The sequence below is a fragment of the Collinsella aerofaciens ATCC 25986 genome, from assembly GCF_010509075.1.
Taxonomy (GTDB): Bacteria; Actinomycetota; Coriobacteriia; order Coriobacteriales; family Coriobacteriaceae; genus Collinsella; species Collinsella aerofaciens.
Genome location: NZ_CP048433.1, coordinates 112,778 through 126,704 on the forward strand (window position 1 = coordinate 112,778; position 13,927 = coordinate 126,704).

Annotated in this window: 15 protein-coding genes; 8 read left to right on the forward strand and 7 right to left on the reverse strand. The window is 59.2% G+C overall.

Annotated elements, in window-relative coordinates; genetic code table 11:
- Nucleotides 1-2: 2 nt before the first annotated feature.
- From GXM19_RS00510 to GXM19_RS00530, 5 genes are all read right to left on the reverse strand, one after another.
- Nucleotides 3-383, reverse strand: a complete 381-nt coding sequence (locus GXM19_RS00510; RefSeq protein WP_006234400.1) for a Fur family transcriptional regulator — start codon at nt 381-383, stop codon at nt 3-5.
- A 61-nt stretch (nt 384-444) separates the two neighbouring features.
- Nucleotides 445-855, reverse strand: coding sequence for an acylphosphatase (locus GXM19_RS00515; RefSeq protein WP_006234399.1), 411 nt, complete (start codon nt 853-855; stop codon nt 445-447).
- Nucleotides 856-857: 2 nt separating this feature from the next.
- Nucleotides 858-1,964, reverse strand: a complete 1,107-nt coding sequence (locus tag GXM19_RS00520) for a Gfo/Idh/MocA family protein (RefSeq protein ID WP_006234398.1) — start codon at nt 1,962-1,964, stop codon at nt 858-860.
- A gap of 73 nt (nt 1,965-2,037) precedes the next feature.
- Nucleotides 2,038-2,574 (reverse strand): ribonuclease HI, encoded by a 537-nt coding sequence (gene rnhA, locus GXM19_RS00525; protein ID WP_006234397.1) that lies wholly within the window; start codon nt 2,572-2,574, stop codon nt 2,038-2,040.
- A gap of 12 nt (nt 2,575-2,586) precedes the next feature.
- Nucleotides 2,587-3,525, reverse strand: coding sequence for a LysR family transcriptional regulator (locus tag GXM19_RS00530; protein WP_040358406.1), 939 nt, complete (start codon nt 3,523-3,525; stop codon nt 2,587-2,589).
- A gap of 272 nt (nt 3,526-3,797) precedes the next feature.
- On the opposite strand from GXM19_RS00530, the gene GXM19_RS00535 reads away from it, so the two are divergent.
- The 3 genes from GXM19_RS00535 to GXM19_RS00545 all read left to right on the forward strand — a co-directional run bounded on the left by GXM19_RS00535 (nt 3,798) and on the right by GXM19_RS00545 (nt 6,592).
- Nucleotides 3,798-5,108, forward strand: coding sequence for an O-acetylhomoserine aminocarboxypropyltransferase/cysteine synthase family protein (locus GXM19_RS00535; RefSeq protein ID WP_006234395.1), 1,311 nt, complete (start codon nt 3,798-3,800; stop codon nt 5,106-5,108).
- Between the two features lie 312 nt (nt 5,109-5,420).
- Nucleotides 5,421-6,197 carry a hypothetical protein gene (locus tag GXM19_RS00540; RefSeq protein WP_006234394.1) on the forward strand — a complete coding sequence of 259 codons (777 nt, stop codon included), beginning with the start codon at nt 5,421-5,423 and terminating at the stop codon, nt 6,195-6,197.
- A gap of 188 nt (nt 6,198-6,385) precedes the next feature.
- Nucleotides 6,386-6,592, forward strand: coding sequence for a hypothetical protein (locus GXM19_RS00545; protein ID WP_006234393.1), 207 nt, complete (start codon nt 6,386-6,388; stop codon nt 6,590-6,592).
- Nucleotides 6,593-6,701: 109 nt separating this feature from the next.
- Here the strand turns inward: GXM19_RS00545 and GXM19_RS00550 are convergent, their stop codons facing one another.
- On the reverse strand, nt 6,702-7,616 hold the full coding sequence (locus GXM19_RS00550) for a ketopantoate reductase family protein (RefSeq protein ID WP_040358404.1): 915 nt from the start codon (nt 7,614-7,616) through the stop codon (nt 6,702-6,704).
- 116 nt (nt 7,617-7,732) lie between these two features.
- On the reverse strand, nt 7,733-7,927 hold the full coding sequence (locus GXM19_RS00555) for a cyclase family protein (RefSeq protein WP_040358399.1): 195 nt from the start codon (nt 7,925-7,927) through the stop codon (nt 7,733-7,735).
- Nucleotides 7,928-8,089: 162 nt separating this feature from the next.
- Here GXM19_RS00555 and GXM19_RS00560 point away from each other — a divergent pair, with 162 nt between their 5' ends.
- The 5 genes from GXM19_RS00560 to GXM19_RS00580 all read left to right on the forward strand — a co-directional run bounded on the left by GXM19_RS00560 (nt 8,090) and on the right by GXM19_RS00580 (nt 13,916).
- Entirely contained in the window at nt 8,090-9,280 is a 1,191-nt protein-coding gene (locus GXM19_RS00560; RefSeq protein ID WP_040358398.1) for an aldo/keto reductase, read from the forward strand.
- A gap of 90 nt (nt 9,281-9,370) precedes the next feature.
- On the forward strand, nt 9,371-10,390 hold the full coding sequence (locus tag GXM19_RS00565) for a Gfo/Idh/MocA family protein (protein ID WP_239057663.1): 1,020 nt from the start codon (nt 9,371-9,373) through the stop codon (nt 10,388-10,390).
- Between the two features lie 173 nt (nt 10,391-10,563).
- Nucleotides 10,564-11,430 (forward strand): deoxyribonuclease IV, encoded by an 867-nt coding sequence (locus GXM19_RS00570; RefSeq protein ID WP_006234384.1) that lies wholly within the window; start codon nt 10,564-10,566, stop codon nt 11,428-11,430.
- Between the two features lie 147 nt (nt 11,431-11,577).
- A complete protein-coding gene (locus GXM19_RS00575) occupies nt 11,578-12,438 on the forward strand; it encodes an ABC transporter substrate-binding protein (RefSeq protein ID WP_006234383.1) in 861 nt (286 codons plus the stop codon).
- A 140-nt stretch (nt 12,439-12,578) separates the two neighbouring features.
- Nucleotides 12,579-13,916: an ABC transporter permease subunit gene (locus GXM19_RS00580; protein WP_115596182.1), complete on the forward strand. Its 1,338-nt coding sequence runs from the start codon at nt 12,579-12,581 to the stop codon at nt 13,914-13,916.
- Nucleotides 13,917-13,927: the final 11 nt, after the last annotated feature.

Consider the following 13,927-nt stretch of genomic DNA (forward strand, 5'->3'; position numbering starts at 1 on the left):
ATCTACCTACAGTTGGGGCAGAGACCCTCGAAGATGGTGTAGTGCGAGGTGACGTTCCAGCCGATTTGCTCGGACGCCTTGGCGTCGAGCTGGGCATCGAAGGGGAGCGGTACGTCGATGACGCGGCTGCACGAGGTGCAGATGATATGCGCATGCGGCTCGATCGTGCGATCGAAGCGGCTGCCGCCCGGCGTCTTGATGGAGAGGATCTCGCCGGCGTCGGCCAAGAGATTGAGATTGCGGTAGACCGTACCGCGGCTGATTTTGTCATCCTGCGCGCGCACGGCGTTGTAGATCTCATCGGCGGTGGGGTGGTTATAGCTTTGGCGCACGGCGTCAAGAACCAGCTTCCGCTGCTTGGTGTTTCTTCTTTGCACCGCCATGCGCCTCGCCTCTTTTCTATCAACGGTCGTAGGTAAATGATACCGTATTTAGCACACAATACTAATAACGAGGACTGAAACCGTCTTCATTGGTAAGTGGGGCTCGGGCCTGGGCGTCTACGAGGCGAAAGCGCGTTCCCATGCGCTCGTAGGAGGCATGAAGCGCCTCGAGATGAGATAGGATATTTGCCGGAGCTCCCTGTATCTCCATCTCGACTGAGCCGTCTTCCATGTTACGCACCCAGCCGGTGAGTGCGCGTGCCTGTGCGAGGTTGGTGTTGGTAAAGCGAAAACCAACGCCTTGGACTTGCCCCGTCCAGTGCAGGAAGTAGCGCAGGGGAGTGTCTTGAGTGGCCTCGTCGCTTGCGAGCACAGTAAGCCTGCGGCGCAGCTCGAGCTCGATGTTTGATGGTTTTTGAGGCTCTCGACTGCCGCCGGTGACGCTGGAGAAGAACGTATCGAAGAGGCCCATCGCTATGCCTGCTTGACTGAATCGGCGGGGAAGGTAATGCCGGCCTGCTGACGCACGGCATCCATGATGCGCAGCGAGACGAGCGTGACATCGCGGTAGTGGCCGAGCTCATGGCGTCCCGCCGGGGTCTCCCAAATCTCTTCCTTAACGTTATCGATGCCGCCGATGGCGGTGATAAAGTCTGTGAGTTCGTATTCCATGGTGTTGCTCGATTTGGGCAGGTCGAGCACGCGGCCGTTGTCGCCCTGTTCGCGCGGTGCCTCGGTCGCCGAGCCGCGTACGACATCGCCGCGATAGTCGATGCGGACGTTGCGGGGCGTGGACAGATGGTCGATCTGGATAGTGCCACGCTCGCCTTCGATCTGCGAGGGCAGCAGGTCATTCGTAATTTTGGAGTGCGCGAGCTCGACGGAGATGCGGCCACCGCCGTAGCTGGCGAGGATAGAACCGCAGCCGTCGATGGGGCCGTGCGTGAGCTGTCGCGTGGTGGGGTCGAGCAGAGTAGCCATGCTCGTAAGGCCGGAGGGCATGCCGAAAATCTCGACCATGGGCTCGACGGTGTAGACGCCAATGTCCATGAGGGAACCCGATGCCATATTGCAGTCGAAGATATTGGTGGAGCGTCCCGCGAGAATCTCGTTGTAGCGCGAGGAATACTTGCCAAAGCGCAATGAGGCACGACGAATGGGCGCAATCTCGCCCAGGGCGTCCTCGATGGCGTGGAAAGCGGGGTCATGGAGCGGGCGCATGGCCTCGAGGGCCACGACACCTGCTGCCTCGGCAGCGCGGAAGACTTCCAGCGCCTGCGCCTCGGTGGCGCAGAAGGGCTTCTCGACGATGACGTGCTTGCCACCGGCGATGCAGGCAAGGGCCTGCTCGTAGTGAAGTGCGTTGGGGCTGCCGATATAGACGGCGTCGACGTCGGCAGCGGACGCAAGCTCGTCAAGTGCGGTGAAGTTACGCTCGCCGCCGTGCTCGGCGGTAAAGGCGGCACCGCGATTGGCATCGCGTGAAAGCGTGCCCACAAACGCGGCTTGGTCGTTGGCATTGACGACCTGGATAAAGTCGTCGGTGATCATGGATGTGCCGATGGTCGCTATACGCAGCATACGTCCCCCTTGCGTTGTTTGGTCTACAGGATGAGTGTAGCGCGTGGGGATATAAAGCTGCGCGAAAACGCTATTACAGGTCGCTCTCGTTAAAGCCGGCGTCGATATCGAGGTTGGCTCCGTCGGCCGCCGTGGTGGCAAGCTCGTCGCAGCGCTCGTTGAGCTCATGGCCGGCGTGACCCTTAACCCAGATGAACTCCACCTTATGCTTGCTCTTTGCGGCAAGCAGACGCTCCCACAGGTCGCGGTTCTTGACAGGCTGCTTGTTGGCGGTCTTCCAGCCGCGTTTTTTCCATCCGTCAATCCAGTGCTTGTTGAAGGCGTTGACGACGTACTGCGAATCGGAATGGACTTCGACGTCGCAGGGGCGGTTGAGCGCCTCGAGTGCCACGATGACCGCCATGAGCTCCATGCGGTTGTTGGTGGTCTTGGCGTAGCCGCGCGAAAGCTCAGAGGTGAAGGTCTTGCCGGCGGGGTTGGTGTATTTGAGCACGGCGCCGTAGCCGCCACGTCCCGGATTTGATCGGGCCGAGCCGTCGGTATAGATGATGACCTTCACATGGTTCCTTTCGTTGGGTACGTTTCGCGTGAGTGACCATTGTAGCGCCATGCCCGCCGGGGGCTAGCAATCTACGATTTCTACCCCGTCTTCCGACAGTTGGTTGGCATGGATGATGCGGTTGAGCTCGTCGAGGTATTGCTGCAAGAGGGGAGAGGGTTTGCGGTCGTCATGCATGATGTAGCCCACATGCATCGTCGGGGCGTCTGCCAGGGGGATCGAGGCCATGCCCCACTGCATTTCGCTGGAGAGTACGCCGGTCGACAGCGCATAGCCGTTCGAGGTGATAAGCAGGTTGGTGAGCGTCCCGCGGTCGGATACGCGGATATTGCGGTTGCAGGGAATATAGCTAAACGGTTCCTCGGCGTAATAGAAGGAGTTCGAGGTGCCTTGCTCAAAGCTGTAGCGCGTATAGGGCGTGAGGTCGGCAAGGGACAGCTGCGAGCGGCGTGCGAGCGGGTGGCGTTTGCTGACGAACACGTGGACCTTCGCATCAAAGAGGGGATGAAAGCTCGCTCGGGCATCGGCGAAGGCCTTCTGCAGAACGCGGGCGTTAAAGTCATCCAGATACAGAATGCCGATATCGCTGCGAAACGCACGGACGTCGTCGATGATCTGCGCCGTGGTGGTCTCGCGCATGATGAACTCGAACTTGCTGTCGCGGCAGCGCTCGACGACGTTGACAAAGGCCTCGACCGAAAACGCGTAGTGCTGGGCCGAGACGGCAAGGCGCGCCTGGGGTGTGCCGCCGTCCTCGTAGCGTGCCTCGAGCATGTCGGCCTGCTCTACGACCTGGCGCGCATAGCCCAAAAGCTCGGTGCCGTCGTTGGTGAGCGTGACGCCGCGGCTGGAGCGCGTAAAGATCTCCAGATGGAGCTCCTGTTCCAGGCTTTTGACGGCGTTTGAGATGTTGGACTGAGCGGTATAGAGGCGCTGGGCTGCAGCGTTGATTGAGCCGGACTCTGCCACGGCAATCAGAAAACGAAGCTGCTGAAGGGTCATCGACGCCATCCTCTCGATTGCTATCTATAAAACAGATAACAGATTAGCGCTTTTAAGTGATTGACCGAGGGAAACAATGCTCGTACTATTCAAAACACACAAAGGCTGTAGGTAATTAAGCCGACCACGGAACCGGGATGCGAAAGGAGGCCCGCATATGAATTGCTTACCAAGACGAATGCCGGGCTCCTGTTTGCGCCCGTCGGCGTGATCAGGAGACAGCGACTTACTTCTCTTACTCTTATTACTTTTGTTCGATCAAGGAGATCATCATGAGCCAGTTTATCAACAACCCCGAGCACACCTTTGGTTTCGATACCCTGCAGCTGCACGTTGGCCAGGAGAGCGCCGATCCTGCATCCGACTCCCGTGCTGTGCCTATCTATCAAACCACGAGCTATGTGTTCCGCAACTCCCAGCACGCCGCCGACCGCTTTGGTCTTGCCGACGCCGGTAACATCTACGGCCGTCTGACCAACTCCACCCAGGGCGTCTTCGAGGACCGTATCGCCGCGCTCGAGGGTGGCGTGGCCGGTCTTGCCGTCGCCTCCGGTGCCGCTGCCATCACCTATACCCTGCAGGCACTTGCCCAGGCTGGTGACCACGTGGTCGCCCAGAAGACCATCTACGGCGGTTCCTACAACCTGCTGGAGCACACGCTTTCCCAGTTTGGTGTCGAGACCACCTTCGTCGATGCCCATAACCTGGACGAGGTCGAGGGCGCCATCAAGGACAACACCACGGTCATCTATCTCGAGACGCTCGGTAACCCCAACTCCGACATCCCCAACATCGACGCCATCTCCGAGATCGCCAAGAAGCATGGTCTGCCGGTTGTCGTCGACAACACCTTCGGCACCCCGTGTCTGTTCCGTCCGCTGGAGCATGGTGCCAACATCGTCGTCCACTCCGCAACCAAGTTTATCGGCGGCCACGGCACCTCGCTGGGCGGTGTGATCGTCGACGGCGGTAACTTCGATTGGAAGGCGAGTGGCAAGTACGCCCAGATCGCTGAGCCCAACCCCTCCTACCACGGTGTTTCGTTTGCCGAGGCTGCCGGTCCCGCCGCCTTTGCAACCTATGTCCGCGCTATCCTGCTGCGTGACGAGGGCGCCTGCATCAGCCCGTTCAACGCCTGGGTCCTGCTCCAGGGCACCGAGACTCTGTCGCTGCGCGTTGACCGTCATGTCGAGAACACCAAGAAGGTCGTTGAGTTCCTGACCGGTGACAGCCACGTTGCCAAGGTGAACCACCCGAGCCTGCCCGAGCATCCCGACCATGAGCTGTACCAGAAGTACTTCCCCAACGGCGGTGCCTCGATCTTTACCTTTGAGATTAAGGGTGGCCAGGAGGCAGCTTGGAAGTTCATCGATCATCTGCAGGTGTTCTCGCTGCTCGCCAACGTGGCCGACGTCAAGTCGCTCGTCGTGCACCCGGCTACCACCACGCACTCCCAGCTCTCTGCCGAGGAGCTCGCCGAGCAGAACATCACGCCCTCCACGATCCGTCTTTCCATCGGTACCGAGAACGCCGAGGACATCATTTGGGATCTGAAGCAGGCCTTTGCCGCACTGGACGAGTAAGGCGACTTGTGCAAGGACCCCTTGCGACTCGATAGGTATAACTGCATAAAATGCCTGCTCAAGGCGCCTGTGCGAACAATGGTCGCACAGGCGCCTTTTTTGCATAGAGAGGGTGCAAAAACAGGGTTTTTGGCACGCTTTATGCAATCGAGATGTGGAAAACTCCTGTTGAGAGGATGTGAGTTTTACGCAAATGACGTGCGCCTTTTGAGAAAAACCGCAGGTCGCGATTTGCTCGGGGTACTATGCAGCGCGATCGAATCACACGCAGCTCAAACGCAGCAAAAACGCACTACGGAGGTTTCCAGCTACATGAGGATTGATTCACGAAAACCGAAAGCCGCCGCCCTTTCCGCCGCTCTGACCGTGGCACTTTTGACGGGCGCCGGCGCAACTGATGCCCGCGCGGCAACACTATCCGATACGGTCGGATCCACGCCGTCCGAGGCGACGCTGATGCAGCCCGTCGACTATCGCGGCGACGGCTTTGGCTCCATGCAGGAGTGGAACGCCTCTATGGGGGCCAAGCGCGATTCCCTGGAGGTCCGCGCCCAGATCATCATGAACATGTACGGTGACTATGCCACCGATGACGAGCGCGCTGTACTGCAAGGTTGTATCGATGGTGCGGGCAGTCTTTTGACGATGGAAGAGGTCGACGCGAAGTCGGCCGAGCTCGACGAGCTTCGCTCCGCGCTCGAGGATGCTAAGCGCGAGGCGCTCGAGGCTGCGGCTGCCGAAGCCGAGGCCGCTGAGGCCGTTCAGGCTTCGTATTACAACGCCGGCTCCGGCTCGTCTTACGCGTCTGCTGCGTATTACGCGAACGGCTCGGGCCTGACGCGCTCGAGCGGCGTCAATAACTATAACGGTCGTCGTGAGACCTATTACAGCAGCAACGTGCTCTACCATCACCGCACGGGCGAGTGGACTCAGGATTCCGAGGGCTTTTGGCGCGATTCCGATGGTTACTACGTCGTGGCCGCGGGCGATAAGGCTCAGGGCTCCACGTTTACCGGTTCCAAGGGCGAGTGCAAGGTCTATGACTCCGGCTGCGCAGCCGGAACCACCGACTACTATACCGGTTGGTAATCTGCCATAAGCCAATAGGACATGACGGGCGGGCGTCTTTACCGAGCCTTTGGGCAACGTAAGGGCGTCCGTTTTTTTGTGCATGCTTGAGCTAACAGAGCGCTTACCGTGGCAGTACGCCGCGCATATGGGCGCGGGGCACACTAAGTCACGAGAAACAAAGTCTTTCTCGTGGAGGAAGTGGTTCCATGAACGCTCGAGATGTCGCTATTGCCGTCGTTGCCCTTTTGATCGGATGCCTTGGTCCGACGGCGGTGTTAACTGCCGGCTTGCAGTCCGCTACGGGCGCCGCTCCTGTGATTGTGGGCGCCTTGATTGCAGCGGCGTTGCTGGGAAGCGCCGGCGTGCTACTTTGCCGCGATGACGAGGACGAGGTTCCGGAATCGCAACGCTAACTGTTGTGAGATTGACAGCCGGTCATAGACGAAGATGAAAGCCGCCGCGGGGGAACGGTTCCCTTGCGGCGGCTTTGCTGTTAAGGCTGTTGAATGCGGTGCGTTGGCGCTACCAGCTTTTCTCGATATCGCGGATGCGCCGATAGAGCCAATCGTTTTGCGGCACTTGGATATCGTGCTTGGCTGCGAGGCGGCAGATGGTGCCCGCGAACTCCTCGACTTCGGTTTTGCGCCTTGCGATGCGGTCTTGAGCCATCGAGGGCATACCGGCGGGGTCGATTCCCTCGATGAGGTGCACCATTTGCGTCAGGTCTGCCTCGGTCAGCTCAATGCCCTCGGCGTTAGCGACCGCAAGCGTTTCGCGCATGGCGGAAACAAAGCAGCGACGCTGCTCGGAGCCCGGCTCCGTGGCGCTTCCGTAGGTCCCGCCGTAGGCCATGCAGGTCTGGTTGATGCCGTCGTTGAGCATGAGTTTGGCCCACATGCGGTGCGCAATGTCGCTCTCGACGGTATGGGCGACGCCGCAGCGCGTATAGAGCTCGTCGATGGTGGTAACGGTTGCGGGCTCGGTGCCCGCTGCCGCGCCAAAGCGAATTTCGCCCGCATTGGTAAAGGTGAGCTCTCCGTTGAGGAACACGGCGTCCATGCCTTGGCAGATGCCCAGGACGGTGTGCTCCCAGCCAAAGCGCTCGGCAATCTTCTGCTCGCTCGTAATGCCGTTGCACAGCGAGGCGATGAGCGTATTGGGGCCCACGATATGTTCCATAGTCTTGAGCGCCTGGTCGAGTCCCGTCGTCTTGACCGTGAGAATGACCAGATCGGCGGGCGTTGCCTCGCTGGCGCGCACGGACTTGAGTGCGCAGGGCTCGCCGTTGACCGTAAGGGCGTCGTCTGCGTGACGCTCGAAACGGGCGTCGTCCATGACGTATTCGACGGCATCGTCGCCGAGTGCCTGGGCGATCATGCTGCCGTAGAGTAGCCCGACGCCGCCCTTGCCGATAAAGGCGACCTTGTTGATCTGCATGTGGATCATCTCCTCACAAAAAGGCGCCCGCGTGCGGGGCGCCTGATGGATTGTATGCCGCTGGGGCGTGTAGCGTGCACCGGAGGCTGAATTTAGAAGAACAAACGCATGGGAACTTATGCCGCGGGGCAGATGGCAAAAACGCGTGCGGGATATCCAACGCCATCGCGCACCTTGGGGAAGGTGCAGAAGATGACGGCGCCTGTGGCGGGAAGCTCGTCCAGATGGTCCATGACCTCGGTCTGGTAACGGTCGACCGAGAGAATGTATTGTTCGCCGGGGTAGGGGCAGGCATCCTCTCGTGTGGTCACGCTCGTCTCCTTTCGTCGGGCTTTTTGCTGATGTTAAAGCGGTGCCGTGACGGCCTGATTTCTACTGCGTTACGATACGTTCTCGATTGCGATTCCGATGTGCTTCGATGACGTGACAGGTTTGTTTCGCCTTATCAGGGCTTCGATGGGGGAGGAGGGGCCGTGCAATATCGCGTTGACCCCAAAAGCGGTAACCGTATCTCGGCGTTGGGGCTGGGCTGCATGAGGTTTCCCGGTGCGCCGGGACGCCCGGATGCGAAGACAGCCGACGCCATCATCTCCCGTGCGGTGGAGCAGGGGATTAACTACCTGGACACGGCCTATCTCTATCCCGGCAACGAGGCTTGCGTGGGCGCTTCGCTTGAGCGCCTAGGCCTACGCGACCAGGTTTTGCTCGCGACCAAGCTGCCGCATGCTTCGTGCAAATGCGCGGAGGATTTCGACCGGTTCTTCGACGAGCAACTGCGCCGCCTGCGGACCGACCATATCGACTATTACCTCATGCACAACATTACCTCGCCCGCCCAGTGGGAACGTGTGGTGGCGTTGGGCATCGAGGACTGGATCGCGCGTCAAAAGGCGGCGGGGCGCATTCGCCAGATTGGTTTTTCGTATCACGGCAGCGCGGCGGATTTCCTGACGGTGCTTGACGCATATGACTGGGATTTTTGCCAGATCCAGTACAACTATGCCGGCGAGCGTTACCAAGCGGGAACGGCAGGACTCATGGCGGCTGCGGAGCGCGGTCTTGCGGTGTTTGTGATGGAGCCACTGCTGGGCGGTCGTCTAGCGGGCAAACTTCCGCCGCGGGCACGCGCTGTGCTCGATGGCGCCCGTGACCCGCATTTGCGCACTCCGGCCGCCTGGGGGCTTTCGTGGGTGTGGAACCATCCTCAGGTGACGATGCTGCTTTCGGGTATGACCGATACCGCGCAGGTGGATGAGAACGCGGCGCTGGCCGATCGGGCCCTGCCGGATTCGATGACAGCTACTCAGCTCGATGCCATCGCGCGCGTGCTGAGAGAGTTTGAAAAATCGAATCGCGTTCCCTGCACGGGATGTGGCTATTGCATGCCGTGTCCTAAAGGCATCAATATCCCTGGGTGTTTTGCCGCCTACAACGCAAGCTATGCGCATAGCTGGTTTACGGGTCTATCGCAGTACTTTACGGCGAGCGCGGTGCGCACAAGCGAGCCTAAGTTGGTGAGCAATTGCGTCAAGTGCGGCAAATGCGCGCGGCACTGTCCGCAGCACATCGATATTCCCGGACGCTTGGACGACGTACGCCGCCGTTTTCAGCCTGGCCCCGTGACGGCGGTGCTTAAGGCCTTCGGCAAAACGCGCTCCTCATGACCCTTTTATAACTTGCGGTGGAATAGTTCCTGTTTGCGGCAGAATAAGGCATCGACAGGAACTATTTCACCGCAACTGAAGGGGGCTGTCGTGGGCCATCGGGATTCATGTGATGATTTGCGTGAGGTTCGTTGGGGCGTTTTGGGCGCTGGACACATTTCGCATCGATTTGCATCGTCGCTCAAGGAGGTGGACGGGGCACGGCTTGTGGCTGCCGCCGGCCGCACTCCTTCGCATGTTGAGGAGTTTTGCAGGGCGTTTTCGATTGATGCCGCGCACAGTTATGCCACGGCTGACGATAGCGGCGATGCGGCTTATGATGCGCTGATTGCCGACCCCGATGTCGACGCAATCTACTTGGCTCTTCCACATGGCATGCATGCGCATTGGGTCTGTCGGGCACTGCGCGCGGGAAAGGCCGTGCTGTGCGAAAAGCCGGCCGTTTTGAATGAAGAAGAGGCCCATGCGATCGCCTCCGTTTCCCGTGAGTGCGGTGTGCCGTTTATGGAGGCGATGAAAAATCGGTTTTGTCCGATGCATACTCGCGTGAAGGTCTTGCTTGCGTCGGGCGAGCTCGGCCGTATTGTCTCGATTGAAAGCGTGCAAAAACTCGATTATGGTGAGCCTCCTTCGAGTTATCTGCTCGACCCGTTGCAGGGTGGCTGTCTATATGACATGGGCTGCTATGCGGTCGGTTGGTTTGAGGATTTGCTCGCGGGCGCGTGCGAGGTTTCGTCCCGTGAAGTTCGCTGGCGTGACGTATCGGGCGGCCGCGTGGATTGGGCCGATGAGATCCATATGAGTGTCGGCGGTATACCCATTCATATGGTGGTCGACGGCAAAGCAGCATATGAAAGCCGCTTAACGATTGCCTGCGAGCGGGGCTCGTTGGAAATCGAGCGCCTTCATCGCCCCGAACTCGCCCATGTGAAGTGCTCCGACGGACGAATGCTCGAAATAAATGCCCCGTTTGAGGTCGATGATTTCTACGGCGAAATCCAGCATGCGACCCAGCTCATCCGGGCGGGGAAACTCGAGAGTCCCGTCATGCCCCTTGCCGCCACACAGCGCTGCGCGCGTATTATCGAAGCAATCCGTCTAGCCCTCTAGGACCTGGCGCTGACGCGTGAGGGATCATGACGCCGGCGCCCGTAGCCGTAGTGCTTGGTGCCCCGCATCTCTGATGCCCCTTTTTATAACTTGCGGTGGAATAGTTCCTGTTTGCGGCAGAATAAGGCATCGACAGGAACTATTTCACCGCAACTGATGAGGGGGAGCTGGGGATGCTGACGATCGGGTGTCATCTATCCACGACGAAGGGCTATCGGGCGATGGGAGAGACGGCGTTGTCAATTGGCGCCAATACCTTTGCATTCTTTACGCGCAACCCGCGCGGCGGCAAGGCGAAAGATCTTGACATGGATGACGTGGCCGCCCTGCGCGAGCTTATGGCGCAAAATGATTTTGGCCCACTCGTGGCTCATGCCCCGTATACCTATAACCCCTGCTCAGCCAAAGAGCGGGCGCGCGAGTTTGCCCTGGAGGCCATGGCAGAGGACCTGCGGCGCATGGAGGCGCTGCCCGGCAACTACTACAACTTCCATCCCGGTGCGCATGTGGGGCAGGGCTCCGACGCCGGCATTCAGATGATCGTCGACACCCTGTGCCAGGTGATGTTTGAGGGGCAGCAGACGACGGTGCTGCTCGAGACCATGGCCGGCAAGGGCACCGAGGTGGGCCGCAGCTTTGAGGAGCTGGCGCTCATCATCGAGGGCGTTGCCGACAAGCGCCCCGAGCTGTCGGCCAAGTTGGGCGTTTGCCTGGACACCTGCCATGTGAATGACGCCGGCTATGACATCGTCCACGATCTTGACGGTGTGCTTGACGAGTTCGATCGTGTGGTGGGTATCGAACGCCTGCGCGCCGTGCATATCAATGACTCCAAGAATCCCTGCGGCGCCCATAAGGATCGCCACGAGTGTATCGGCAAGGGCTACCTGGGTAGTGAAGAGTTTGGCGGCGGTATGCAGGTTATGCAGAATATTGTATCGAATGGCCGCTTGCGCGCATTGCCATTCATTTTGGAGACACCGAACGAACTTGCAGGTTATGCGGCTGAAATCAAATTGTTAAGGTCATTGCAGCAGTGATGACTGTCATAAAGTGGAGTGCTCCATTCACGTTATGGGTTTGTTTCAATCAGTTTTCTAATTGCGGATTCTTCCAAGCGGGTGCATAATAACCCTCAGTTTTTGCAGACCCCTGAATCACGTGGGGTCTTTGGAAGGAGACTGATTATGAAGCTGAAGAAGCTTGGCGCATTTGCCGCCACGGGTGCTATGGCGCTCGCCCTCGCTCTGACGGGCTGCGGCTCGTCCAACGCCACCTCTGGTTCTGATGCCAGTTCCAGCAGCTCTGACGACGCTAAGGTCGAGAAGGTCGACGGTTCCAAGGAGTACGCGCTCGTCAAGGACGGTACGCTGACCGTCGGCACCTCTGCCGAGTACGCTCCGTTTGAGTACAAGGATGACAACGGCGATTATCAGGGCTTTGACCTTGAGCTCATCAAGGCTATCGGCGACAAGCTGGGCCTGGATGTCGAGTATGTCAACAATGACTTTGACACGCTGGTTCCGGGCGTCGCTTCGGGCGCCAAATATGACGTCTCCATCGCGGCTATCACCGACACGCCCGAGCGTGAGAAGGAAGTCACTTTCTCCGATTCCTACTACATGGACGATCAGGCTATCGTGACCAAGGTCGATAACACCGACATCACGGCCGACAACTTCAGCGAGAAGCTCAACAACGCCGACGCTACCATCATCGTCCAGTCTGGCTCGACCGCCGAGGCCTTTGCCCAGGAAAACTTCCCCAAGGCCAAGATTGTCCCCTACAAGGACGCCACCGAGTGCTTCAGCGCCCTGCAGTCCGATAAGGGCGACGCCGTAGTCACCAACCGCTCCGTTGCCAGCCAGCTGACCGCCGAGCAGTTCAACACCTGCCAGACCATCAAGCAGATCAGCACCGGCGAGGAGTACGCCATCGCCATCAACCAGGGCAACACCAAGCTCAAGGACGACATCAACCAGGCCATCAAGGACCTGACTGACGACGGTACCGTTGACGCCCTCATGGCTAAGTACAACATCAAGTAAATAGATGCTTGATTGCGCGTAGGCCCTTTCCGTTTTGCGGAGAGGGCCTTTGCGCTTCTCTCGACGGAGAGCGTTTCCGTCTCGTTTTGCCGGCAACTTCTACGATAGGAGCCACCTTGTCTCGATTGAACGAAGGGGCCATGGGTCGGCGTTTTCCGCTGCCCTCGATGCTCCAAAAACTAGCCTGCGCCCTAGCTGTGGCGCTCGCTTTGTTGTGCGCGGGGACAGCCGCGCCTTCGACCGCCCAGGCGCTTGAGACCGCAAAGATTACCGCCCGACCCAACACCGGTTCGGGCAGCGCTGTGGTCGGCGGCACCGAGACGCGCATTACCTGGGAAGTTCAGGCCGATGCCGACGAGGAGCTGAGCGGTCTTTCTCTGACGTTTGTCGACGGCACAACGTTTGGTATCGATGACACGCGATTGACGATGCTCTCGGGCGAGGACCTCATGGATCGTACGCCCATGAAGCCCACGTGCAAGGCTGACGGCCAGACGCTCAAGATTGACTTTGGCGAGACGGCGCCTGCCGGCGGCTTTTTCCGTGTCGAGGTTTACGGCGTGACGTTTCCCGTCGAGGGCGGCGAAGAGGCCTTTAGCGGCACCTATACGCTCGCCGACGGTTCGACCAAGAAGATTTCCAAGATTCCGTCGGTGGAGATCAAGGGCGTGACGGCATTCGATAACTTCCTGGCCGATCTTAAGGAGCAGCCGTGGGTCGAGGCCTGGAACTCCAATATGTTCCTGCGCCTGTTCTTAAACCCAGTCATTTTGGTCCAAAGCCTGCCGATCGTCTTTAAGGGCTTCCTTATGTCGCTCTCGATCGTGCTTGTGGCGTTTCCGCTGGCAATTCCCTTTGGCTTTGCCTTGTCGCTCATGCGCATCTCCAAGTCGCGCATCCTGCGCTGCCTCGCCGGCATCTATGTGAATATCATCCGCGGTACGCCGGCGTTCCTGCAGATCTATATCGCGTTCTTCGGTCTGCCGTTGGCCGGCGTCAAGGTTGATGACTACGTGCTTGGCGTTATCGTCATGGCCATGAACTCGTCTGCGTACCTATGCGAGATCTTCCGTGCCGGTATTCAATCGATCCCCAAGGGCCAAAACGAGGCTGCGCGTTCGCTGGGCATGAACGCGTTCCAGACGCTGCTCTATGTCATGATTCCGCAGACGTTCCGTAATGTTTTGCCTACGCTGACCAGCGAGTTTATCTTGCTTTACAAGGATACGTCGCTGCTTGCCGCCGTGGGTGTGGTCGAGATCGTCATGAACGCCCGTACCATCGTGGCCACGACGGGCTCCATTACACCGTACGTGGTTGCCGCCCTGTTCTATCTGGTCATCACCCTGCCGCTCGCTCGCTTGGTGAGCGGTCTTGAGGCGAGGCTTTTGGGCACGGCCGAGACCAAGAAGAAGCGTCCCGCCAAGAGCGCCGGACAGGTTGTCGCGACGCCCGCCGATCACATCGCCGGTCTGTAAGGAGGTCCTAT